Here is a 24,380-nt window from a genome sequence, read left to right as displayed (position 1 = left end):
TTAATTTAAAGTAATGGCTTTTCCATGTTCTTCTAAATGTACTTTGATACTTTTTGCTATTGCTTCACCTAAACCGACAGGAACGGCATTTCCTATCATTCGACCTAACGGTGCTCTAACAAGAGGCATTCCTGGTGGAATGAATTTATAATTTCGGGGAAAACCTTGTAGTATTGCAGCTTCCCTCAATGAAATAGCTCGATCTTGATCTGGGTGTCCGAATCGACCATTACCAAAGCCAAAACATTGTGTCGTCATTGTTGGGCCAGGTTTATCCCATTCCATTCGACCGTAAACACCTGTATAAGTCTTCCCACTTTTAACTTGATGGCAAGGCGCAACAAGCTCTTCAGGCCAATCTCTCCAAGTTCCACCAGGCTTAGAAGCTTGGATTCTTTTCAAATTTATATCAGTTAAAGCTGAAGAGCAGTGTAGTTTATCATTTTTATCTGTTTCACCTGCTCTGATTGGCTTTAATTTACCAATAGCTTCTTTTACAGTTATGGGTGATGCATGAGTTTTCTCGATCATTTGAAAAGAACCGTATAAAGATGCAAGCAGAACAAGTCTTTTTCTGGTTTGAGCAACACCATAATGACTGCTATCAACAATTTTATACCATACATGATAGTCATTGCTTTCAAGCTCTTTTACAAAGTCACTAAATATTTGGTGTTTTTGAACGCTAGGTACATTTTCCATCGTGATGATGTCGGGTTTTGTACCTTTGGCTAGACGTAAGAACTCATTTAACAAGCTCCAACGTTCATTTCTATTAATGTCATAGCGTTGAGAATACGTTGAAAATGGTTGGCATGGGGCACAACCTGCAAGAATCTTAATTTTTGAATTGCCGTACAGCTCTGAAAGTTCATTAACTGAAAAATCACTGACATCTTTTTCTATAAATATTGAATCATTATTTTGCTCATATGGGTAACGACATGCACCATCAAGATCAATACCAGCAACTACTGGTAATCCTTCTTTTACAAAACCGTGGGTTAATCCACCCGCACCACAGAACAAGTCTACACAAGAAACTGTCATTTATTACTCTTGTTATTATAGTATTTCACGTCTTATTTAAATAATCCGATGTTATTAATTTAGTAAAATTAAAGGTCTGTATTCTATAGCAGAAAATATCAAACCAAAAGTTATAATACCTGTTACTGTTACGTTGAATTAATAATAAAATTTTATTACTTGAGATATCAGAGTTTCGAAGGTTACTTTAAAAGTTATCATTTAAATTACTTTTTACTTCTGCTGCATCAGGATATATATCAGTATGTTCACACCCAAGGATGTGAATAATTTCATAAATTCGCTCACTCGAAGCTGCCACCTTACCTTGCTCAATTCTGCTGATATAGCTTTGTTCAACATTAAGCTTGGATGCTAAATCAAGTTGGCTCCACGACTTCCTAACCCTTGCTATCTTTATGTTCATTCCAATTAATACTTGAACCGGTTGCATAGCTAAGTTCCGCAATTAAAAGAAAAATCTTCTCACATTGCGAATACATCACCTATGTAATATAATACATCAAATATGACATATAAGTCATATTTGATGTATTAATTTAGCTAAAGGGCCTTATGAAGATTGATCCAACTGTTTGCAGTATTTTATCTATGAAAAATGTGGACAATTTTTCTGCCATTGAAATAAGAACAGCTTTCATAGCGATTAAAAGGGATAAAGATTTACTCCCTGCTAATGCAAGGCGTTTTGTCTATGAAGAACTTCATAAAATTGTAAAAAGGGGGTGGTTAAAAAAAGCTACTTCTGAAAAAAAAGGGATCACTCGGTATACCAAAACAAAACAATTTGATTATCAATTTTTTAATCGTTTAACTGAAGTAAAATTGACTCCCACACCAACCTCATCTGACGTTGACTCTTTTGCCTTAGCAATGCGCTCTAGACTAGAAACATATCAAGCAGAACTGTTAGAGGGGTTGGGTTCTATTGAGGAGTTTGTCTGTTTACGAGCAAGCTACCCTGAATTACATGTTTCATTAAAACCTAAATACAGGCATTTAAAAGAACGAAACCACATGCTGATGGGAAGAATTAAAATTGTTGAAGAGTTACTCGAATCTAGCAGAGACCAATAAATGAAATTAAGAAAATGGCAGGCTGAATGTATTGATTCGGCGCTTTTGAAATATAACGATGTAACGAGACACTTTCTCGCATTAGCAACCCCTGGCGCCGGAAAGACAACTATGGCTTCGGTGCTAGCAAAAAGGTTATTAGAACTAGACGAAATTGACTTGGTGTTATGTTTCTCCCCCTCTTCGATTGTGGCTAGGGACTTTAGTGATGAGCTAAGTAAACAGTTTGATGCACCTTTTGATGGCTCTTTAGGGGCGATGGGGAATTCCATTACTTACCAAAAGCTTAATACCTTAAATGACTCTACATGGAGATTGTTCGATAAATACCGCATATTCGTCATCTTTGATGAAATACATCACTGTGCTGGTTCATGCGTTCAAGATGCAAACTCGTGGGGAGAGCCAATCATTAATAAAATTAAAGATAAGGCTAAATACTCTATCGCTCTTACCGGTACTCCTTGGCGATCAGATGCGCTACCCATTGCGTTGTCTCAATACTGTGAAAGTACCCAACAAATACAGTGCGACTATATTTACGGATTAAAAGAAGCCATACGCGATAAGGTTTGCCGAATCCCTCAAATTATTGCACTAGATAATGATAATATTACTGTGGTTACAGGGGATGAAACATCACACTTTAATAGTTTTATCGATCTTTTATCTCAATCTATCATTCCGTATTCAGAAATTGTTACTAACGACGTGGTAATTGAGCAACTGTTAATAAATGCTCAAGAGAAACTAGATGAATTAAGGCTCATTAATAAAGGCGCTGGTGGGTTGATTGTTGCATCTTCAATCGCCCATGCATGGCAAATACATTTGATAGTGCAACAAGTTCTTGGTGATACGGCTGTAGTGGTAACAAGTAATGAAATAGATGCAGATGAAATAATCAAAAAATTCCGTGACGGATCTGATAAATGGATCATCAGCGTTGGCATGATCTCTGAGGGAACTAACATTCCTCGATTGCAAGTATGTTGCCAGTTAACGAACATAAAAACCGAATTACATTTCAGGCAAATATTAGGCAGGATTCTGCGAATGACTGGTGCTTTTAACCAAGAAGCTATCATGTTTATTCCAGCAGATCCCAAGCTGGTTAAATACTCCTATCGTGTTGCTCAAGATATCCCTGATGAAGTTAATGTGGTTCAGTTTACTACGATGGATAGTGATTTTGAAATGGAGATAATTGAGGATGAAATATCATCTACTGCTGATACGGAAGTTCAAAATTTAGGTTTAAAGCAAGAAATAACTTTAGATCATAACACTAATTTTTTTCTTGCCACGAATGATCAATACAGTGATATTTGCCCAAACCATTTGACGAATACTTATGAAAAAATCATGAAAATCTTTGGTCGATTTAAGCAAGAGTCATTATGCATTGATGGTTTTGACTCTTTTGAGATATCTGCCCAATCCCTTTCTAAGTTAAACAATTTCAGTTCAGAACTAAGTTAATTACTCTATAGAAAGCCTGTTAAAAATAGAGCTGTAGACGTCAATAGTGTTGAAAGCTGATTTTTCGCATACATATTCGCTATAACTTATTTTAAGGTCAATTGTTCGCTATGAAACAAGCACACGGAGACATTGACAAATAAGTTAGGCTCCATGGCATTTTTTATATTTAAGTCCAGAACTACAAGGACAAGGCTCATTTCTTCCTACAGAGCCAAACGACCGAATAACCGCGCGCTTCGACGCGTTATAAGAGAGTTGGGCAATGTAATTTGATTGCTGTTCTACTTCCTGACGTTGTTCGCCGGATAACCCCTCAACATATGGTTCCAAGCGTCGCATTTCGGCATTGGCGTCCTCATGGTGCCCGCCAAGCGCTAGGATTAACGCATACTGGCTTCTGACCTGAACCAATTTCCCCACCAATCCTGCCTTATTTACAACCGGTAAAACGTGCTGTTCCATGACTTCTCTTGCACCCTTAAAGTCTTTCATGTCGATAAATTGATCAGCTAAATCTTGACCAACTCGCACCATAGAATCTGGTGCACCAGCCATGTTATAGAACTTCATTGAATGAATACGGGCGAACGGCGTTGGCTTACCCCACGCTTCACGGTTTGTAGCGTACAAATCTAGGGCATCCGCAATATGTTTGAGATATTCCTGAACATTTTCTGGTCGGTTGATAATTGTCCATAAGACATCAGAATTTTTACCCATAACATCTTGAGAACGGATACCGAGCAGGTCGTAATATCCTTCAATGACTTTCAAACACAGTAAATCTACTTTTTTGTATTTCTTTAATCTCCAAAGGGCTATGGCATGGTTATAGTCAAAAATTCTTTCATGATCGGCATTGGGGAACTTAGTACTGACTTGTTCTACAAGTCGTTCAACCTCGTGTGCGTCACCATTTCCTGCTGAGAATAATATCCGCTTCATTGCATACGCGGTTTGTTCTCTATAACCAAATTCATGCTCAGCAAGAAGAACCTCCATGGCTTCAAATCGCTGGACGAGTTTTTCAGTTTGGCCCTCCCTTATTTCAGAGAATACTATCCCATCCAAGGCCCAAAATTTATGAACAGGTTCCAACTTATCTGCAGTCAATGCACGTTCTAGACTTGCTAGTATGTCTACGTTGATACCCATTTCATAAAACAGCTCTTCCCCTGAAAGATCGATGAGCGCCATAATATCATTAAGCTTGATAAAAATTTGGGTCAGCAGCGCAAATCTAGATGTATCGCGATTTTGGTGAAGGCTCACTATCAGCATATCTTTCAACGCTATCAGTCCATTATTTTCTGACACTGGATCCATAAACTCTAAATGTTGCAGTCCCAGTGCTCTGATTGCATCATGTACCTTCAGCGTCTGATTCCCGAAAACCTCGACGACTCCGGTGGACCGCATCTTTTTAATGATTGCGGCAGCACCTTTTGTGGTTAATTTTAGTGAATCGACAAGAAGCTTTGAAACTTCATCACGACTCAATCCCACATCAGCCAAGCTGAATAATGCCAGCGAGTCTTGAACTAACTTGTCGAACCCCTGATAAACACGAGATAGGATGACTTCCTGCGCCGTTTCTGCGCTATTTTCCTGTTGCTGAAGTTCTGCGCATAGTGCGTCGACATTCCCTGCGTATTCTGTGACCGCAATCTTCGCTGCGCTCTGAACATATAGTGGCAGTCCACCGGTATAACTCCGCAGCTGCTCATAACCCTGAGCAGTGGCAAAGCCACCTAGCTTATCTACAGCTTCGGCAACAGTATCAATATCCCAACCCAGAAGTGTTTGACGCTGAAGCCCCGTAATAGCCTCCAGCTCTCGAACGTTGTCATGAGGCTGACACAGCAGAACAAAGCTAATGTTTTTGGTTGCATTCAGAACATCCCGTAGATTTTCTACAGGGATACGATGAGCGTTATCTAAAACCAGCAGCAGAGTTATCCCTTGCTGTTCTAGGGATGTGTCGAACGTTTTCAGAGCCTCGTAACCACTTGCTCCTGGTAGTAGAATTTTTCGTAAACCATCTCGATCCGATGTTGAAAATTTTGCTGCCAATTCACGAACCAGTGTACTTGCTAAGGCAGGTCCAGGAAGATCACCTGTGTCATAGTAGGCACATAGTTGAGTGCTGTGCAGCGCTGCTTGAGCTGCCCACGCGGTTTTACCTGCGCCGGATAAACCGCAAAGAATACGTACACGATCATCAGATGTCAGAGAAGGCTCCTGCTTTTGTGGTCTGTAATAAGCTGGAGGTGTGGGAAAGTCTTGTAACTGAACAATAAGTTGCTCAAATAGCCCAGGTAGGTCATTGATGTGAAATGAATGCTGCTTGTCAGCGGTGCTACCAGTAGCTGCAAGTTGTACCAGTCCGGCCAACTTCCATATCAGGGAGTCCGGGGACAACAATGAAAAATTCAGTTTCTCCGCCTGAGCGATACACCATGCTGCTGCATCAGTCAGCGACTCCCATGCGGGTGGGAGTGCCGGGAATATTTTAGTAGTTGACTGAGGGCAAAAGAAAAAAACATCAGGAGGGAGTTCATTATTGTCGATAGTATTTTGAAGCATAACGCTCGCTGGCTGGTTAGCAACGAAAAAAAAGGATGCCTCACCTTTTCTCCTCCCTTCAACATGCTCTTTTCGCAGGTCGTCAAAACGCTCTAGGGCGCCTGAAATCTCGCTGGGTATGATTGGCTTTGAACGAGTTTTAACCTGCACATAAATTCGCTCCTGCTCGGTAATAAGTTCAATATCCTCATCAAGCTCAACCATCACCACATCGACGTTTGCCTTTTCCGCCAATAACAAGCAACCTACCGTGTACAGATGCTGATATAAGAATCCTCCATGAACTGACTCGATACGTACCAACTGAGCTGCATCCAATACTTCTGGAATTTTTATTTCATCGCTTCCGTGCATATTATTTCTCATATAATTATAAATTTGTAAGTGGAACATTAGAAATGATATTTAACTCATTGAGTCTTTAGCTATAATCTACAACATAGCGCTTATTCGGTTGAATTTGAATTATTTAAAATGCTTTATGAAAAACCACCATATTCAATATGCTTAACATACTGAAGGAAACGATCCTTTTCTCCTAAATCACAAAGTTCGGAAGGTGTTTTGTCGGCGCATGATGGAATTTGGTGCGTATTAAACCAATTAATTACTTCATAGTCGTTTTTGGTCCATTTTTTCAATAGCGGCATCAAATAATTAAGTTCTACTTGGGTGAAGCATCGCTCTATTTCAATAATGCTATTCATGTGAATAATACCTCTTTTATTAATTAAAATCGTTCAAGTTCTGCCCTGATAATAATTCACTTAGAAATGAATTCCGTTTATTAGCATTACTTTCATGTTGAGTGATTTTAATGAAATCACTTTCTTTACCAACAATATGAACCTCTGTTTCTGCCCTTGTTATGGCTGTATACAACCAACTTCTATCAACAATCCTAGCACTTTTAAGACTGATTATTATTCGTGGAAACTGTGAGCCTTGAGCTTTATGTAGTGATATTGCATAGCCTAGTTTAATTGAGCTAAACAAATCTAAATCAAGTTGAACTTCATCACTAGTATCAAGTGTCACCACACCAAATTTATCATCTTCATGGTCAATCGATGTAATAACACCAAGGGAGCCATTTTGTACACCTATATCATAGTTATTTTTGGTGAACAAAACAGGATCGCCGAGCTTGATGCGTACAAACTGTATCTCGCCTTCGTGTTTAATTGTTAGCCTCTGTCCATCAGGGTTATTCTCTGCTTGGGCAAGACTGTTAATTTCATCTATACCCCCAAACTTCGCTTTATAAGTAGCACCAATAATACGGCTATTTTCAGGTGACTGTGAATATAGCTCAACGCATTTAGATGATATTTCCTCTTCAGGCGTTTCATGAAATGTTATTTTGCCAAAAGATAAGTTATTAGGGACGATCCCAACACATATCTGTGCACTGTACTCAGTTATACCTGTGCTAACGTCTTGTCGTTTAACGATATCTAATGTTGTGTTCATGATGGTGCCGCTACTTACAACATCTGCTAACACCTTACCTGGCCCAATCGGAGGTAGTTGGTTAGGATCTCCCACAAATAAGATCCGAACATTAGGGTGGATATGAGTGACAATTCTGTACATTGTTGGTATATCGACCATTGATGCTTCGTCAATCACGACTACATGTTTACCATCATCAATCTCTTCTTTTCGTAAGAATGCTGCAATGGTACTTGTAGCGAAACCAATAGATTCATGCATGCGCATAGCAGCCCGACCTGATAACGCTATAGCATGTATTGTATAACCCGCGAAGTGCATAGCCCTCAGCGCTGTTCTAAGTACGGTTGTTTTACCTGTACCGGCACCACCGGTGATACACGCTATTTTAAATGCTAAAGCGTTCACAACAGCTTCCTGTTGCTTATCCGTCAACCCATAAGGCAACTCATCAATCGCTTGCCTTGAACTTTTAGTAAATGATTCATCGAAGTTGTCACCAAAGCTTGTTAGCTTCTTAAATCGCTTAGTAACAACACCCTCCATTATCAATGTGGCTGATTGATGATATGTTCCATGTTCAGGGTGAATAATATACTGACTTTTACTAAATCCGACTTGAAAAGCTTTTTTGGTAAGTTCCATACAACCAAGTAATCGCCTTACTATTGGCTTTAATTCATTTTGGCTTGAGAATGTATTACCATTGCCTAAAGAAGCACGTAAAGCTTCCTCTATTGCCGCTGACAATCTTCTATCGTCATCATCGTTAACAACATTAAAATGAGATTTAGCTAATTCGCTAACAGCTTTAAACGACATACCAAATGACATCAACCGAAAAGGATCTTGCCTTATCTCTTTGATAGATTGATCGCCATGAAATTTCAGTAATGATTGTTGGACATTTGAAGGGATCTGCTTTTTAGACATCCAATTAGCGTATTTAAGGTTAGAATACTTTTTAAATCCTTCGTACAAAGCTTCTACGGAAATATCGCTAAGCATTTTGCTTAACGATATTTTATCTTCCGCATAATTGCGGCTAAGCATTGCGTAGATTTCTTTATCATAGTATTCCCAAAGCTCTCTAGCTTTAACAGTCCCAATACCTTTGAATGCTTTTTCGTATGAAATAAACTTTATAAATTGCTCACCTGTTTCAGGAAGCGTGCACACCGCGAATATGGGATCTTCATAGGTGAGTTGTTTGTATGTATAACCATTATTATCGAAATCAGAAACTTTATACTTATCCTTAACCGTCCAGTGCTGCCCTATAGCAGGTTCAACAGAAAGGTTGGTTTTCTTTGACATGATTGAGATTAAGGTTTTCGCACTAAAAATCTTATTGCTTTTATCTAATGGTGCTCCCATAAAGATGACATAATTGGATGTATTGCGAGTTACACTGGTAACCCTGAACCTTGACTCTCTAATTCTTGAATCAATCATCTAGGCATCATTCCTAATTCACCAATAACATCACCTAGCTCAGAATATTTTTCTAGTTTACGTTCGAGCTCACGTACTTTAGCTTGAAGTTCAATGTTTTCTTGCTCAAGCTTCGACAACCGTTTTTTGTTCAATGCGTTCCCAGTAGCTGATTGGTCAAACTCATTAGGTTGTGTCTCTTTTTCAATACGTTCTTCTGTTTTTTCAGGTAAGACTCCTCGTTCTCTAAGACCATCCTCGAGGGCAGCTAATGCTGGGACTATCAGGTCATTTTGTGTCAGGGCAGATTTACCGATACCCGCGCCAAGAGAAATTTCCTTGCGATTAAGTTGCCCCCGGTAGACTATTTGACTAAAGCAGGCATCATCTTGAGTTGATGACCAACTCATAAATTTATCAAAAGTATCCTGCTTTGCTTGCTCTGCGCTTCCCATTATCTACTCCTCTTTTTTTAATGAGATAAGTCTCGATAAATTGCCAGATGAAGCTATTTACGGCTGTTAATTTCACGAATTAAACTTTTCAACTTCAGCTCTAAATTAGCACTTCTCTCTTGTTCTTGTTTATACAAAACATGTAATTCACGATACTTTTCTTGCAAGTCTCTTTGTGAGTCAAGCACCTCTGACTCTACTGCCCGATCAAAGTATTCATGCAAATTCTTTTGCTTCAAAACCTCTAACTCTTTATCTCGATCTATAACAAGAACTTCAAGTTCTTCTTTGGAAAGCCTTTGACCAACACCAATTTGGCTGCAACGACTTTTCCAAACCCTAGCCAACCGGTCATTTTCTTTGTTAATGAATCCAAATAAATCAGGTTCCCGATCTTCTCTGATGTTTGAGCGCCCAATACTCAAGCTATCAGCAATTTGTGCAGGGACTATTTTTCGTTCTTTGATTTTTAGTTTCTCAACTACTTTTGGTTCAGATTGTTCAATAATCTTTTCAATCTCTTTAACTCTCTTAACAATCGTTAGATAGAGCATTTGTATTTGCTCTCTTGATTGTGCCCATGAAGGTATTGTAGAGCTCTTTTTGCTGGTGAAATTATCTAATGAAAACCTTTCCATACTATGTATCCATCTCGTCAAGCATAGCTTCCGCACGCTTAAGTGTTTGCCTTGAAGTATCAATGGCGATACTTTTAACATTATCGCCCATCAGGTTAGTAAATCTTGCGATCATGTGTTGATGTGATACAGCAATCCGTGTAATTGATTCTTTATTTGCATTTTCAGAGGTTAGAAAGTTAATACAATCGCTGCATACTTCAAAGACACCTGTATCTAGCATTGGGGTTTGAGTTTTTTTGTCTATGCATTTAGCTAGGTGCTTCATTTCTTTACGAACTAAGCAATAACCGTACTCGTGAGCCGTTATACTTTCAAACTCCTCTGCCATATCATCAACAAAATCATCAATTTCAGTCTCAGTTAAAACTATAGTTCCCATCGATTTACTGATGTAGTGAGCCACCTTACCATGGAGATCACGCTTAAAATCATCATCCATCACAGCTTGAACATTTTCAGTAGCCAACTTAGTCAATATTTCTTTCAAGTATTGTTTTTCAATTTCATCGCGCACTTCGTCTTTGAGTTTGCCAAAAACATAATGCGTGGTGAAGTAACTACCGTAGCTGTGGCGAAAATGACGACGTATGGCTTCAAAGACATTACCTTCAAAACGCCTTAAGGCAAACTCAGCCCATGTATGACGAAAACGATGTGGGTGTATTGACGGGCAGTGTTCGTTAAACTCTGGATGACATTGCAAAAATTTACTATATATAGAGTTCAAACGATATCTTAGTGTATTGTCACTCGCTCTTCGGTTTTCACGCCTGAAATCATCATTGTTCTTATAATCCTTTTTACTAAAATATTTACCGAACAACGGAAGTCTTTCTTTATCTTTTCGATTTCGTTTATCGATATAACTTAATGCAACTAGAGTACTAGCAGCCTCAGCAACTAATCCATGCATTTCACGAACTTCAGTGATACCGTAATTAGTTTTAATTAACTCCGATTTGAACATCCAGGTGCCATCGTTTTCGATATCATAATCATCCCCACAAATACTCCCAAGCTCACTAAGTCTTATGCCAGTTAAGCATAGAAAAATAACGATGCAAGCATCATAAACATCATTACAATGTTCATTCAATTGTTTGAAATTTGAAAATGGCAATCCGATTATTTTATTCCCATAATGCTTTTCTTTAATATCTTTAAGCCCATCAAGTTGCCTCTTTGTATGCAGTCTTACTTCAGACCATTCCCCATTTAAATAAAGATCAAAATACCCCTGACCAATTTGATGTACAGAATAACTATCGGCACTTCTTTGATATTTAAAATAATCTTTGAGGAAGACAGTTTTTTTATCTTGTAAAATAGCGATGGCATCATGCAAAAAAGCCATAGCGATGGTGAGTGGGATGGAGCTCCAGCCTTGACATTTATACCACTCATCATAAGAAAACCCATATGATTTCAATTTAGTTTTTAGAGAGGTTTTAATAAAATTTTTAGGAAAGTCAAAAGCAATCCCGTCAGAAAGAAGACCTCTCAACTTAAGATTTCTACTTCGCTTTAATATCAAAAATGTAGGATCAATAACTCCCCTGCTAAGTGGAGCTTTCTCATTATCTTCAGTCCAGTTTATATTGTTATCTAAGATATCTAATAACAATGCCTTCACATGAAGCTCAGTCCATTGTGATAAAGGTAAACTAGGATATTTAGTGCTTGCCCAAACACCAATACGTAACAAAGCAGCTTTCCAGTTTTTTGCAGTGTTTTTTCTAGAGCTAAGCGTTTGTAGTTCAGTGTGATTCCAGCCCCCGCACATTTGTACAAAATATTCTTTAACCCAAAACTGAAAAGTTGGCGTTAAAGCCGAGTGATAAAGGTCAACTTCAAAATCTACACCATCAATACTGTCTCTTACTGTAAATACATTTTCACTTAATCTGTTAATTACAGAAATGTCATCAATTACTTCTGGTATATTTGCATTCTGATTTAGGTTCATAATCATCGCCCTTAAATTAAATCACTAAAAGAGAAAGTCAGGTCTACCGACATAAGCTTGCCTGCTACTTGGACATCCTCAGGAAAACGGTCAAGAACTGCCTGTAAATATACTTTTTCCCCAATAGCTTTTTTTGCGTTAAATTGTGAATTAGGATCATCCATGAGCATACGAGGTAATTGTTCCTCTATATGTGACATCTTTAAAATGATCAGCGCAGCTGTTAAGTCATTTGCAATAAAAATAACCTTATTTTTGCATATAATTTCGCTGGTTAAGCCAATATCTTCGTCGAGTTCATTGATTAAACTTTGGAAATCTTCTGATGTACTAGCACAACCTAAAATCTTTTTAGCTTCATTGAGGTTAACCACTTGAGTATTCTTCATCAGCTCTCCCATTTTTGTTGCATCCTTTACCATGAGGTCACCCATTTGCACAGCAAACTTACGCCTTGATTCTATAACCTCTTTAGCGTTTGATCTGTCATGATAGGTATTGTGTTTGGTCTGGGGTGTATGCCCTGTCAACTGAGATTCAACTTGACTATCATTAAAGTGTGAACTGGTTTCTGAACCTTTCTCTTGTATATTATTACCACCATCCATAGCAACTCGAGATTGCCCAATAAACGTTGGATTGAGGCCTATCCTTTTATGTTTAACAACATCTCCCCGACTTACTTTAGGCTTACCGAGCTTTTTATTTTTATGACGAAGTCTTTCATGTTTTCCTACTTGCTCATTTACCAACTGATTGTTGTCAAAAACCTGTTTAACTATCCAAAGGAAAGGTTGTGCATCTTCTATAGTTACGTCTTTTAAAAGGGCTTTTTGTGTATGACTCCCCTCAGTAATTAACAAACTAAAACACAAAGACACGGGGTCTTTCGCTACTCCTAAGTAACCATTTCTCATATGCTTACTAGATATATATGGCAGAGCTAATCCTTTAATTTTTTTTGGTAGTAAAGTCTGGCACTCTCGAACAATATGAAAATACTTTTCTAAGGCATCATGTATCAACTGTTTTGGGGGATATACAATGGTTAAACCTTTCTTGTGTTTTCCAGGGCGACGTCCCTTTACATGTTGAGCCTGAGTTCCAGTGTCATTACTAATTACATCAAGCAATTTTAGTCGTTCCAAGTTGCTAGACTGAACTCTATCGGAGGCTAAAAAACACTGTGCTGTAAATACTTCAACTAAAGATGCTGAAAACAAGTCGCGAACAGATAGTGACCAAAGATTGGAGAGAGAAAAAGTGTTTCCGCTATGGCAATAATCAACTGATACCATATTATCCAATTTAGTTGAATTTCTAAAAAAAGATTGCATATCTTCAATCGATACTACAGGGCCAAATGGATGACTTGTTGATTTAATCACTCTTTCCATCAACACAGGATCATTTGAGTTTAATACTGCTTTTAAAACTGGAGTATAGAAACGTTTGCTTTCATCAGTTAAATCAGGACGTAACTTGCCCCTTGAAAAGTGTGCATGAGAAACAGGGGGATTCAAAATATCTTGCTTTTTAAGCAGACTTACCAAAGCACTAACCTTTGAATCACTCAACAAAATATTACGCTGTCTATCATAATCAAGTAACAACCAGCAACAAACGAGTCTTAACGATTTTACAATGACAGTATCGCTGTATGGGCAATCGGGAAATAGGTTCGATAGTGGCTGGTAGGCATCTGGTTTACCCTTCTGAAATTTCGGAAAATACGCTAAATAGGTAATTAATAGATCGCTGTAATTATTATTAATGTCTGTCTTAACAAATTCATCCAAGTACCACTCAAAAACAACTTTAATAATGCTTACTGTTGAACCTACAGTCCCCCCTGTTTGTTTAGTATTTTCTTTAATATAGAGAGTGAACTCTTCAAATACTTTCATTGGTACATCCGAGTCTTTAAGATAACTTTTAACAAAGGTAAACTTAAGAAAAAGCTCAATGTAATTGACCACACGGTACCTAGTACTCACCGCCATCTTTTTAAATTTTACTGAGTGTAAATAATCAATAACTACAAAATGCACAGTTAGTTCTGTATCCTCTTGCACACTAATACGCTTTAACTTCTGTTGACCGATATCAACCATTACTTCTATTTTTGAGTATTGAGCGGGTAGAATAGTAGCAGGTACATCAAAGTTATTTAAATCCATGCTGTCATCCATTACTTTTCTCCCTTTCTATATTTTTTATGATATAGCTGAGCAAAAACGGTTTCTTGAAGATTTAAGTCTTTCATAACATTCAATCGTTTATTTAAAACAGCATCATAAAAGATGTAAATGTCAGTAGTCTGTGGATCTTCATGCCCCATCCATTGGGTAACGAAAATCCTAGAATCCAGCCCCGTTTTTTGGCAAAACATCACTGCATTGGTGGCGAAACATTTTCGCAAAGTGTGATAGTGCCTTCCGACCCAAGTTTTGACTTCATCTTCTTCAAGCGTAGTTTTTTCAAGATATGTATTAATACATTCACGAAACAGCTCAGTACCAAAGCTTTCATAACTCAAAGGTCTTCCTTTTTTAGTGGACATCAAATTTGTTTTTATGTGTTTAGCACGACCCCACAGAAAATCGTATATAGCGGTTGTACCTTCAACTGTGAGTTGAACATTACGCGTCTTTCCGCCTTTACCTGTTATATCTAAATTTATTGCTCGTGGTACGCGTTTATCTTCTTTAGGCAACAGTTTACGCAATTTTTTAACACATAAGTTTTCTTCAAAAACTAGCTCTTCTGTTCTAAACCCAGCATGATACCCGAGCATTAATGCTAGTTTGTTACGCTCACGTAAAAATGGATCTTTAGTGGTCAAATTGGCAAGTACGACATCTTTAAACGTACTTTCATTCATATAGGTTTCATGCAGTTTGATAGTCAGCCCCTGCATAATACTTGTCTTTGTTTCTTCATCACCATAGGAATAAGTAAAATGTGGAACCGTAGACATTAGCCCATACTTATACGCATACTTATAAAAACTAGAAATAGAAGCGATGTGTCTTTCAATAGTCGAATCAGCTAATTCTAATTTTTTCTTAAGATAGCCATGTAAATAGCGGGACATTTGTTCATCGGTCAATTCACGAAAATCCTTTCCGAAAATTCCATGGACCTTTTCAGTATGTTCAAGAACGCTAAAGAATTTAGCAAGGTCGAATGAATAGCCGCGGATGGTTTTTTCAGCATTACCAGCTCTGGCGAGGTGAAACAAATACATGCTAGGCGAAAAAATAGGTACTCTTAATTCATCAACGACACAATAAAAATTCAATACTCTAGAAGCGTATTTGTAATTTTTAATTACTTGAGAGTTTGCCATTTAATTATCCAAAGGTACTATTTGTTGACAGTCTAATCATAAAAAAAGATTTCGTCAACAAAACAACAAAAAAAGACAAACCTAGATAATCGGTCCAATCTTCAAAAGTGGCAATACGAAAAAGAGTCAACATCGATATTGAAACATCGCCCCAGAGTTCTTTATTAATATTATTAAAAAACATACTGCCAACCGCAGCATAAATATAAAAAATAACAAACATGAGTAAGGCGATATAGCCCATACGAGGAATAGCTTTGAGCAGCGAATTTATCAGCAAGCGTAATTCAGGTACCATAGAAACTAGACGTAAAACCCGAAACACTCTCAACAGTCTTGCTAATAAGACACCTGAGCCACCTGTTGGTATTAAACTACCGATAACAATTAATGTATCAAAGATATTCCAACCACTTTTGAAGAAATTCTTTTTATCTGGAAATGCCATGAAGCGTATTGATAATTCGATGACAAAAAACACCGTGATAACACTGTCTAAAAAAACCAATATTCTTAATGCTTGCGGGGGTAAGTTATGGGTTTTTGCGCCAATAAGTAATGCTGACATAATAATAACGGCAATAATTGACCATTGAAAAAACGGGCTAGCGTCAATTTTTTTTAGCCGTTCTTGGACACGCATCACATAGGAATTCATAAATAAAGTTCTCTCAAAATAACATTCAACCCTGTTAACGCCAACAAACGAGTTATTACAACGTTCTTATTAAAATAAATCTAGCTTTAGGGGATAATGTCCAAGCTTATCTTGAAAATTTAACAACACCCACACCTTTCATACGTATTTATAATGACATTAATTTAACTTCAACTTATATAGGGGTAATATTTTTGAAAGCAAGTTTATCGGCCATTAGTTACTAGGTTTACAGTGTTTATATTTTATCAGAAACAAATTTTTAAAAAACCGTTGCTATATGATCTGAACTCGGTAAGCTCATCACCAAATAAAAATAATTTGCATTCAATACTATATGACACACACTAGAGATTCTTTTCATTCCCGTATCGGGTTTGTCTTGGCCGCTGCAGGATCAGCCATTGGTTTAGGCAATATTTGGGGATTTCCAACCCAAGCCGCTAATAATGGCGGTGGTGCTTTTTTATTCGTTTATTTACTTGTAACACTTTTACTCGCCCTTCCCGCTTTGTATGCAGAAATATATATTGGTAACCAGGCGCAAAAAAATCCAGTGGCTGCATTAAAAGAGGCTTGTAAAGACACTTCGCCTACTGTAGGTAAATATGCCGGCATAATAGGCCTATGTGGCGCTATAATGATGTTAAGCTTTTACACTATCGTCGCTGGCTGGATGTTAGCGCATGCACTATCGGCATTCGCTGAGCTGTTAGGCCTAACCAATATTTCACAGTGGTTAGCCACATCAAGCACCGAACGTAATTTATTATTTACGCCGCTTTTTATCTTACTAGGCGCCGCCATTATACATCAGGGCGTTAATGCCGGTATTGAAAAATGGTCAGGGCGTTTAATGCCATTGTTGTTAGTGATGCTAATTGGTTTAATCATTTATATTTTACGCCAACCCGGTGCAGAAAAAGGCTTAGCGTTATATTTAATTCCTGACTTTTCACAGGTTACTAACCCTAAACTCATCATATCAGCAATGGGGCAAGCCTTCTTTTCATTATCTATTGGCGTAGGCGGTATGATGGTGTACGGCTCGTACATGCAAAAAGGTAAAGACATTGGTAAATTAGCCATTTCTATTACCGCACTTGATACTTTTATCGCTTTTATGGCCGGCCTGTTAATCATACCGGCACTTTTTGTTGCTCAAGAAGCCGGAGTTGAAGTTTTCAGTAATAATGAGTTGATTGGAGAAGGCCAGTTAATCTTTAAGATATTACCTGAGCTGTTCAATTCAATGGGCAATGTCGGCTTGATTGTTTCAAGCTGTTTCTTCTTGTTGTTATCCATTGCTGCATTAACTTCAACTATTTCTTCAACTGAAGTACCTGTCTCTTATTTAATGGAAGACAAAGACTTTACTCGTTCAAAAGCGACGTGGCTAGTCTCCTTCGTGGTTCTTTGTGCCAGCATATTGTTAATTGCTTTTTTTGACGAATTATTTGGTTTAGTCATTCGAGCATTAACAACCATATTGCAGCCATTAAGTTGTTTATTCTACTTTATCGTTGTTGGTTGGTTATGGAATAGAGGTAATAAATTACGTGATAAAGCGCTACAAGAAGGTAGGAAGTGGCTACCCATTTGGGGAAACTACCTTCGTTTTGTATGCCCACTCTTGTTAAGTGTGGTTTTTGTTAACGTTGCGATATTAAATTAAGCATTAATCACTGGCTTACCCCGCATTAATACAGCCTTTTAACATCAGCCCCTGAAGCAAGTTCAGGGGAGCCGGTACCTTGTGCTCGGTGGCAATTAATAATATCACGGGTCACGTTAACTTCACTAAACAATGCAAGGCTTGCTCAGTAACGATGCTTTGCTTCGGCATGGTTCACCTTAATTGTGAACGATAATTTCTGCTGGCCCAGTATTATACTTGCAGACAGTCATCATATTTAGCCTGCTTTAGACACTAACGTTATTTCGCCCTTTATTCTTAGCTTTGTATAATGCTTGATCCGCGCATTTTAACGCTTGTTCAAAGCTTTGTTTACTTTCCCGCACTGCAACACCAATTGAAATAGTAACATTGACAGTTTTAAACTCACTATTTTTGCTTACCTTTTTAGCATTTCGTTGTTGTTTTGTTTTTCTCTGTGGCTGACGAATGACAATTTTATAGGTTTCAATAGCTTGGCGGACCACTTCTAACTCAGTAAAGGCTTGCTCAAGAGTTTTACCGGTAAATACGATGGTAAACTCTTCTCCGCCATAGCGAAATGCTTTCCCTCCCCCTTTAACGTTGCCAATTTTTTTTGACACTAGTTTTAATACTTGGTCGCCAATGTCATGGCCATAGGTATCATTAAACTTTTTAAAATGATCAATATCTAGCATAGCAAGGGTGTATTTTCGTCCAAGTGATAAGGCTAACTGATTGAACGCGCGACGCGATGGCAAGCCCGTTAAGTCATCTCGATAGGCAAGAAAATAAGCGTCGACAGCAATGACTAACACGAAATACAAACTGAGTAATGCCAAGGTTAAACTTAGCGGTAGCTCAATTAATTGATATTGATAACATAGCCAAAACAGTAAGGAAATAGCAACCGCTGAAGTCACTAAATCTGCTTTAATCACTGCCCGCCAAACAATAACCATACTACATAAAGCTAGTGGCAACTCTAAACGAATAACGTTACTAAAGCCTGCAATATGGGAAAATGTTTGTACAAAAATGATAATTGGCTCACTCATCGTTAACCAGACATAGCTAGTGATAGCCACTAAAGAAATAGCGATTAATCGATAAAGACCATGAATCGAGATAACGCCACGGTCTTTTATCAAAGAAAATAAAAGTAAAACACCACAGCCAAATAACGTTAGCCAATCACCCTGCTGTAGTAACCACGTTGACCAAGGCGGTGAAAAAGTGATACTGGCGTAATATAAAAGCCACAATAATGATAAGTAAGCTAACCGGCTACGATTAAAATAACTGGCAAAGACGATCACAACAGCCAAGAACACCACTAATAATTGTTCGACAATCACTATTTGCTTTAGCCAAAAAGCTTGGTTTTCCATCATCAAAAAATAAACTAAGGTAACCGTGCCTAAACTAATAAATAGTGTTTTTAGTCCTTTAATTCTTTGCAACAAGATTAACTCCTTAGATTAAGTTATCACTAAAGGGTAGAGAAGCAATCAGGTTAAACAACAGGCAGAGCTTGCTCATTATCTATTTTACTGTCTGCACCAGTGGGCTTTTCATCACTATCATTTTTCAACTCAACCTGTTCAATTTTATCAAAGCGTGACGATATTTTATCTGCCGAGGTATGAATTTGTTTTACGTCACTCGCTGCTTGGTCTATGTGCTTTGCTAAATTGGCAAAACGAGATTTAAAACGACTAAAGTCTTGCGATAAGTGTGAGAGATGCGCTTGAATAACATGTATTTGCTTACGAGTAGCTTCATCTTTTAGTACTGAGCGTGACGTTGTTAATATAGCCATTAGCGTGGTAGGCGATGCCAGCCATACTCGCTTTTTATTGGCGTAATCAACTAAATCACCTTGGTGTGCATGAATTTCAGCAAAGATAGCTTCTGCAGGAATAAACATAATAGCCCCGTCGGCGGTTTCTTTTTCAATCAAGTATTTAGAACTAATATCATTAATATGCTTTTTTATGTCGAGTTTAAACTGACGCTCTGCCGATTTTCGGTCATGCTCCCCTAGCTGGTTATCCAGCATTTTCTTATAGTTTTCTAAAGGGAACTTAGAGTCGATAACGACATTACCGGTTGGCTCAGGTAAGAATAAAATACAATCAGCAATTTTTCCATTTGATAAAGTGTGCTGTAAAGAAAAGTTTTGCTCGGGGATGACGTTGCGAATTAAACTGTTAAGCTGAACTTCGCCAAAAGCCCCCCGTGAACGCTTATCACTTAATACTTCTTGTAAGCTGACTACGTTTGAGGAAAGTTCCGTGATCTTCTTTTGCGCGTCATCAATCAAGGCAAGACGTTGCAAAATATCATTAAAGGTTTTTGTTGTTTTCTCAAACCCTTCTGCTAAACGTTTTTCTACTTGCCCGCTGATTTCTTTTAAGCGGTTATCGGTAGAGACAGTTAATCCATCAATACGTTTGGCCATTTGCTCACTCGATGCTTGCAATGACTTAGTTAACTCTTCACGGCTAATGTGCGTCACTCGATTTAAGTGTTCAACAAGTTGATCAACCGATTTTAGCTGATTCTGATTAAAAACGACTTGGTGCTCGTGTAATGCGCGGTGTAACTTTTCACTACTTGCATGTAAACTCGATGATTGCTTCTCACCTTGCTCAGCATGTTGGTACAACAACTTAATTTTAAAATCAGAGATTTGTTGTTCGAAATAAGTCTTTAACTCAACTTGTTGGTTTGCCAATTGTTGATGATTAAAGCTAGTTTGCTGTTGTTGTTGCTGTTGGTATTTATTTGAGACTTCACTATCAACGGTTAATTTTTCAAACAATAGCTGTGACTTTTCATCTTGCAGAAACAACTGTAGTGACATTTTTTTTATTTTAAAAAAAACTATAAAACTTATTAAAAAGCACAATACCAATAAAATAATGTTGAACAGCATAAAAATTTCGGTAGGAATTTTTTCTAAAAAAACAAGGAATTCATCGATAGGCATAAAATCACATCAGCAACACTGTAAATATTATCAGTATTAAACCATAGAAATATACTCAGGTTAAGTTTATTCTAAGCTTGTTCATCAACAAGTCCATATTTAATAATCATTGATAAGATGAATGCGATCGCCAACTTTATTAAGAATGGTTATTTCTCCATCACACACAGCAACAATCGATTTATCTTCTTTAAATTTTTCCGGAATAATGACACGTCCACTGGCATTTTCTGCAAATTGTCCAATAAAGTGCATTAACTCAAGTGAATCCTCATTATAATAAATAATAGTAACAGTGCGAAGGTTAGTGTTAGTCATAGTTAATGTTTTTAATACTTAATTTTAATAATGTTCTATTAGTATAGACGAAAATAATCAACTTACTATCATCAATAAAAAAAGCGCCCTAAGGCGCTTGTTTTAAAATTAGTAGCTTACACAAGCATCAATTAATTTTTTGATTTGGCATCCTGCACTTCAATCTTAGCTTTCCAAATAGCAGGGCCCGTGACGTGAACCGATTCTCCTTGGCTATCAACAGCTACCGTTACCGGCATATCTTCAACTTCGAATTCGTAAATAGCTTCCATCCCCATATCTTCAAAAGCAACAACTCTTGCTTTTTTAATGGCTTTCGATACTAAGTATGCAGCACCACCAACGGCCATTAGATAGACTGATTTATGATTTTTGATGGTTTCAACGGTCTCGGCACCACGTTCAGCTTTGCCGATAGTGCCAAGTAGGCCTGTTTCAGAGAGCATCATTTCTGTAAATTTATCCATGCGTGTTGCTGTCGTTGGGCCAGCTGGACCCACAGCTTCATCGCCAATAGCATCGACAGGACCTACGTAGTAAATAAACTTGTCAGTAAAGTCTACCGGTAACTTTTCACCCTTGGCTAGCATATCTTGAATACGTTTATGAGCAGCATCACGTCCGGTTAAGATAGTCCCGCTCAGTAATACAGTTTCACCGGTTTTCCAGCTACTGATATCGGATTTTTTCAAGGTATCAACATTAACACGACGCACGTTTTCACCGACTTCCCAGGTTATTTCTGGCCAGTCTTCTAATTTTGGTGGTGTTAAGTTAGCTGGACCAGAACCATCTAAGTGAAAATGGACATGACGCGTTGCCGCACAATTGGGTATCATCACCACAGGTTTTGATGCCGCGTGGGTAGGTGCTGACATAATTTTAATGTCTACAACTGTCGTTAAACCACCGAGACCTTGTGCGCCAATACCTAATTTATTAACACGTTCAAAAATTTCTAGACGCAGTTTTTCTTCGGCTGTTTCAGCACCACGGTCAATAAGATCTTGAATATCTACCGGTTCCATTAAACTTTCTTTAGCAAGTACCCCTGCTTTTTCTGCTGTTCCACCGATACCTATGCCTAACATTCCCGGAGGACACCAACCTGCGCCCATTGAGGGCAGTGTTTTTACTACCCAGTCAGCAATTGAATCACTAGGATTTAACATCACCATTTTTGATTTATTTTCACTACCACCGCCTTTCGCTGCAATCATAATATCGACGCCACCACCGGCAACCATATCGATATGAACAACCGATGGTGTATTATCTTTAGTATTAAGACGCGCGCCAGCGGGGTCTTTTACAATAGAAGCGCGCAATGGGTTGTCTGGGTTTAAGTAAGCTCTGCGAGTACCTTCATCAACCATTTGCTGAACCGTTAAGTCAGTTTTGTCCCACTGAACATCCATACCCACTTTTACAAAGCAAGTCACTATGCCGGTATCTTGACAAATAGGACGCTGGCCATGGGCTGACATTCTAGAATTAATTAAGATCTGAGCAATAGCGTCTTTAGCTGCGCTGCTTTCTTCTTTATGATAGGCTTTTTCAAGCGCTTGAATAAAATCTAAAGGGTGATAATAAGAAATGTACTGTAATGCATCGGCAATACTTTCAATTAAATCTTGCTGTTTAATGATAGTCATGAGGGTCTCTTTTTATGCAGATCGGCAGATGTAGTTCAACGGCATTTCCTACTTACCTGAAATTATAGATAAACTAGGGAAGCTTAAAATGGTTGAAAGTTATAAATATGCAGATATCATACCCTTCTTGTTAACGAGCTTCCACAATATTATCGAGTAAAACCTGTCATGTTTACTATTTCTGCCCAGCATTTTACTGTAGAAAAATCTATCGATGTAAAAGCTTTATTTTCAGCTTTTAGTCATCAGCCTTGGGCGATGTGGCTTGACTCTTGTGGTGAACAACAGTCACCTGCCCACGTTGATAGCAACTTTGACATTTTGGTTTGGCAACCCGAAATTACGCTAACCACTCGCGGCGATCAAACTGAAGTACAGTGGTTAAAAGATGACAAAAAACAAATCAGTCATCAAAATCCATTAACGCTGTTAAAAGAAATTCAACAGCAATGCTTCAACAACATAACTGTTGCCAGCAGCCATTTACCTTTTAATGGCGGCAGTGTCGGTTACTTTTCTTACGATTTAGGCCGACGTTTTGAGAACTTGCCCCATCAAACAACGCAAGATATAGATTTAGCCGAAATGTCGATAGGGCTTTATTTTCAGGCATTAATTTTTGATCACCAAGCTCAACAGTTTTGGTTGGTTTGCCCACAACCACAACGTGAAAGCCTAACAACTGCAATAAATCAGCAGTTAGCTTTGATAAAGAAAACCACACAAGTAAAAGAAAAGTTTTCATTAATGACCGATTGGCAGTCGAATATCAGTAAAGCGCTTTATGATGAAAAATTTAAATGCATACAAGACTACTTATTGTCAGGAGATTGCTACCAAATTAATTTAGCGCAACGCTTTAGTGCTCAATATCAAGGTGATGAATTCGAAGCTTATTGCGCGTTACGTGATAAAAACAAAGCACCTTTTTCTGCTTTTTTACGTTTTGAAAAAGCCAGTATTCTCAGTATTTCTCCTGAACGATTTTTACAAAAAACAGGGCGTAAAGTACAGAGTAAGCCAATAAAAGGCACTAAACCACGCAGTGATAATACTGTCATAGACCAACAAAATTCAGTTGATTTACAGCACTCAGAGAAAGACCGTGCCGAAAACTTAATGATTGTTGATTTGCTGAGAAATGATATCAGTAAAGTCTGTATTGCTGGCTCGGTAAAAGTTCCTAAGTTGTTTAATATTGAAAGTTTTCCTGCGGTTCATCACTTAGTCAGCACCGTTGAAGGTGAATTAGCACAACCTTATCAAGCGACTGATTTATTAGCGGCTTCATTTCCTGGCGGTTCAATTACTGGCGCTCCAAAAATAAGGGCCATGGAAATAATTGATGAATTAGAGCCTCATCAACGAAGTATTTATTGTGGTTCTATTGGTTATATTTCTGCTTGTGGCAATATGGACACGAGTATTACTATACGTACCTTGCTGTGCGAAAAAAATAATGCGACCAAAGCGAGCATCATTTATTGCTGGGCCGGTGGTGGCGTGGTGGCAGATTCAAAGGTTGACGCTGAATATCAAGAAACCTTCGATAAAGTAAATAAAATATTACCTGTGTTATCAGCGCTTTAACTTATT

Annotated in this window: 18 protein-coding genes and 1 pseudogene; 4 read left to right on the top strand and 15 right to left on the bottom strand. The window is 38.1% G+C overall.

What is annotated here, in order from left to right:
* Together H4J66_RS11750 and H4J66_RS11745 are read right to left on the bottom strand one after the other, a co-directional pair.
* Positions 1–1,050 carry a DNA cytosine methyltransferase gene (locus tag H4J66_RS11750; RefSeq protein WP_182174722.1) on the bottom strand — a complete coding sequence of 350 codons (1,050 nt, stop codon included), beginning with the start codon at positions 1,048–1,050 and terminating at the stop codon, positions 1–3.
* A 187-nt stretch (positions 1,051–1,237) separates the two neighbouring features.
* Entirely contained in the window at positions 1,238–1,483 is a 246-nt protein-coding gene (locus H4J66_RS11745) for a helix-turn-helix domain-containing protein (RefSeq protein WP_182174719.1), read from the bottom strand.
* 122 nt (positions 1,484–1,605) lie between these two features.
* Here H4J66_RS11745 and H4J66_RS11740 point away from each other — a divergent pair, with 122 nt between their 5' ends.
* A complete protein-coding gene (locus H4J66_RS11740; RefSeq protein WP_182174716.1) occupies positions 1,606–2,127 on the top strand; it encodes a hypothetical protein in 522 nt (173 codons plus the stop codon).
* A complete protein-coding gene (locus H4J66_RS11735) occupies positions 2,128–3,609 on the top strand; it encodes a DEAD/DEAH box helicase (RefSeq protein ID WP_182174713.1) in 1,482 nt (493 codons plus the stop codon).
* A 144-nt stretch (positions 3,610–3,753) separates the two neighbouring features.
* Here the strand turns inward: H4J66_RS11735 and H4J66_RS11730 are convergent, their stop codons facing one another.
* The 9 genes and pseudogenes from H4J66_RS11730 to H4J66_RS11690 all read right to left on the bottom strand — a co-directional run.
* Positions 3,754–6,552, bottom strand: a complete 2,799-nt coding sequence (locus tag H4J66_RS11730; RefSeq protein WP_182174710.1) for an SEC-C metal-binding domain-containing protein — start codon at positions 6,550–6,552, stop codon at positions 3,754–3,756.
* A 125-nt stretch (positions 6,553–6,677) separates the two neighbouring features.
* Positions 6,678–6,905, bottom strand: coding sequence for a hypothetical protein (locus tag H4J66_RS11725; RefSeq protein WP_182174706.1), 228 nt, complete (start codon positions 6,903–6,905; stop codon positions 6,678–6,680).
* Positions 6,906–6,924: 19 nt separating this feature from the next.
* Complete coding sequence (locus tag H4J66_RS11720) at positions 6,925–9,108, bottom strand: AAA family ATPase (protein ID WP_220463287.1); 2,184 nt, start codon at positions 9,106–9,108, stop codon at positions 6,925–6,927.
* Complete coding sequence (locus H4J66_RS11715; RefSeq protein WP_182174703.1) at positions 9,105–9,542, bottom strand: VPA1267 family protein; 438 nt, start codon at positions 9,540–9,542, stop codon at positions 9,105–9,107. Before H4J66_RS11715 ends, H4J66_RS11720 begins: the two co-directional genes overlap by 4 nt.
* A gap of 53 nt (positions 9,543–9,595) precedes the next feature.
* Positions 9,596–10,180: a hypothetical protein gene (locus H4J66_RS11710; RefSeq protein WP_182174700.1), complete on the bottom strand. Its 585-nt coding sequence runs from the start codon at positions 10,178–10,180 to the stop codon at positions 9,596–9,598.
* Between the two features lies 1 nt (position 10,181).
* On the bottom strand, positions 10,182–12,149 hold the full coding sequence (locus H4J66_RS11705; RefSeq protein WP_182174697.1) for a site-specific integrase: 1,968 nt from the start codon (positions 12,147–12,149) through the stop codon (positions 10,182–10,184).
* 11 nt (positions 12,150–12,160) lie between these two features.
* Positions 12,161–14,341, bottom strand: coding sequence for a hypothetical protein (locus H4J66_RS11700; RefSeq protein ID WP_182174694.1), 2,181 nt, complete (start codon positions 14,339–14,341; stop codon positions 12,161–12,163).
* On the bottom strand, positions 14,341–15,501 hold the full coding sequence (locus H4J66_RS11695) for a site-specific integrase (RefSeq protein ID WP_182174690.1): 1,161 nt from the start codon (positions 15,499–15,501) through the stop codon (positions 14,341–14,343). Before H4J66_RS11695 ends, H4J66_RS11700 begins: the two co-directional genes overlap by 1 nt.
* Positions 15,502–15,538: 37 nt before the next feature.
* Positions 15,539–16,159: pseudogene (locus H4J66_RS11690) on the bottom strand (ion transporter); the annotation flags it as partial.
* Positions 16,160–16,496: 337 nt separating this feature from the next.
* Here H4J66_RS11690 and H4J66_RS11685 point away from each other — a divergent pair.
* Positions 16,497–17,834, top strand: coding sequence for a sodium-dependent transporter (locus H4J66_RS11685; protein ID WP_182174684.1), 1,338 nt, complete (start codon positions 16,497–16,499; stop codon positions 17,832–17,834).
* Between the two features lie 248 nt (positions 17,835–18,082).
* Here the strand turns inward: H4J66_RS11685 and H4J66_RS11680 are convergent, their stop codons facing one another.
* From H4J66_RS11680 to H4J66_RS11665, 4 genes are all read right to left on the bottom strand, one after another.
* Positions 18,083–19,282: a GGDEF domain-containing protein gene (locus H4J66_RS11680; RefSeq protein WP_182174681.1), complete on the bottom strand. Its 1,200-nt coding sequence runs from the start codon at positions 19,280–19,282 to the stop codon at positions 18,083–18,085.
* 50 nt (positions 19,283–19,332) lie between these two features.
* Positions 19,333–20,685, bottom strand: coding sequence for a DNA recombination protein RmuC (locus H4J66_RS11675; RefSeq protein ID WP_182174678.1), 1,353 nt, complete (start codon positions 20,683–20,685; stop codon positions 19,333–19,335).
* Between the two features lie 225 nt (positions 20,686–20,910).
* Positions 20,911–21,129, bottom strand: a complete 219-nt coding sequence (locus H4J66_RS11670) for a TIGR02922 family protein (RefSeq protein ID WP_182174675.1) — start codon at positions 21,127–21,129, stop codon at positions 20,911–20,913.
* A 131-nt stretch (positions 21,130–21,260) separates the two neighbouring features.
* The gene (locus H4J66_RS11665) at positions 21,261–22,784 is read right to left on the bottom strand and encodes a fumarate hydratase (protein ID WP_182174672.1); all 1,524 of its coding nucleotides are present in this window, start codon (positions 22,782–22,784) and stop codon (positions 21,261–21,263) included.
* Positions 22,785–22,952: 168 nt separating this feature from the next.
* Between H4J66_RS11665 and pabB the strand changes: the two genes are divergently transcribed.
* Positions 22,953–24,374: an aminodeoxychorismate synthase component I gene (gene pabB, locus H4J66_RS11660; RefSeq protein ID WP_182174669.1), complete on the top strand. Its 1,422-nt coding sequence runs from the start codon at positions 22,953–22,955 to the stop codon at positions 24,372–24,374.
* The last annotated feature ends 6 nt before the right edge of the window (positions 24,375–24,380 follow it).

The sequence above is a fragment of the Colwellia sp. MB3u-55 genome, assembly GCF_014076785.1.
In the GTDB taxonomy this organism is placed as follows: Bacteria; Pseudomonadota; Gammaproteobacteria; order Enterobacterales; family Alteromonadaceae; genus Colwellia_A.
This window is presented reverse-complemented; position numbering and strand designations above follow the sequence as displayed.

Bases quoted from the DNA above. Each gene is read 5' to 3' on its own strand.
- H4J66_RS11750 (WP_182174722.1), bottom strand. From the start codon at position 1,050: ATGACAGTTTCTTGTGTAGACTTGTTCTGTGGTGCGGGTGGATTAACC.
- H4J66_RS11745 (WP_182174719.1), bottom strand. From the start codon at position 1,483: ATGCAACCGGTTCAAGTATTAATTGGAATGAACATAAAGATAGCAAGG.
- H4J66_RS11740 (WP_182174716.1), top strand. From the start codon at position 1,606: ATGAAGATTGATCCAACTGTTTGCAGTATTTTATCTATGAAAAATGTG.
- H4J66_RS11735 (WP_182174713.1), top strand. From the start codon at position 2,128: ATGAAATTAAGAAAATGGCAGGCTGAATGTATTGATTCGGCGCTTTTG.
- H4J66_RS11730 (WP_182174710.1), bottom strand. From the start codon at position 6,552: ATGCACGGAAGCGATGAAATAAAAATTCCAGAAGTATTGGATGCAGCT.
- H4J66_RS11725 (WP_182174706.1), bottom strand. From the start codon at position 6,905: ATGAATAGCATTATTGAAATAGAGCGATGCTTCACCCAAGTAGAACTT.
- H4J66_RS11720 (WP_220463287.1), bottom strand. From the start codon at position 9,108: ATGATTGATTCAAGAATTAGAGAGTCAAGGTTCAGGGTTACCAGTGTA.
- H4J66_RS11715 (WP_182174703.1), bottom strand. From the start codon at position 9,542: ATGGGAAGCGCAGAGCAAGCAAAGCAGGATACTTTTGATAAATTTATG.
- H4J66_RS11710 (WP_182174700.1), bottom strand. From the start codon at position 10,180: ATGGAAAGGTTTTCATTAGATAATTTCACCAGCAAAAAGAGCTCTACA.
- H4J66_RS11705 (WP_182174697.1), bottom strand. From the start codon at position 12,149: ATGAACCTAAATCAGAATGCAAATATACCAGAAGTAATTGATGACATT.
- H4J66_RS11700 (WP_182174694.1), bottom strand. From the start codon at position 14,341: ATGGATGACAGCATGGATTTAAATAACTTTGATGTACCTGCTACTATT.
- H4J66_RS11695 (WP_182174690.1), bottom strand. From the start codon at position 15,501: ATGGCAAACTCTCAAGTAATTAAAAATTACAAATACGCTTCTAGAGTA.
- H4J66_RS11685 (WP_182174684.1), top strand. From the start codon at position 16,497: ATGACACACACTAGAGATTCTTTTCATTCCCGTATCGGGTTTGTCTTG.
- H4J66_RS11675 (WP_182174678.1), bottom strand. From the start codon at position 20,685: ATGTCACTACAGTTGTTTCTGCAAGATGAAAAGTCACAGCTATTGTTT.
- H4J66_RS11670 (WP_182174675.1), bottom strand. From the start codon at position 21,129: ATGACTAACACTAACCTTCGCACTGTTACTATTATTTATTATAATGAG.
- H4J66_RS11665 (WP_182174672.1), bottom strand. From the start codon at position 22,784: ATGACTATCATTAAACAGCAAGATTTAATTGAAAGTATTGCCGATGCA.
- pabB (WP_182174669.1), top strand. From the start codon at position 22,953: ATGTTTACTATTTCTGCCCAGCATTTTACTGTAGAAAAATCTATCGAT.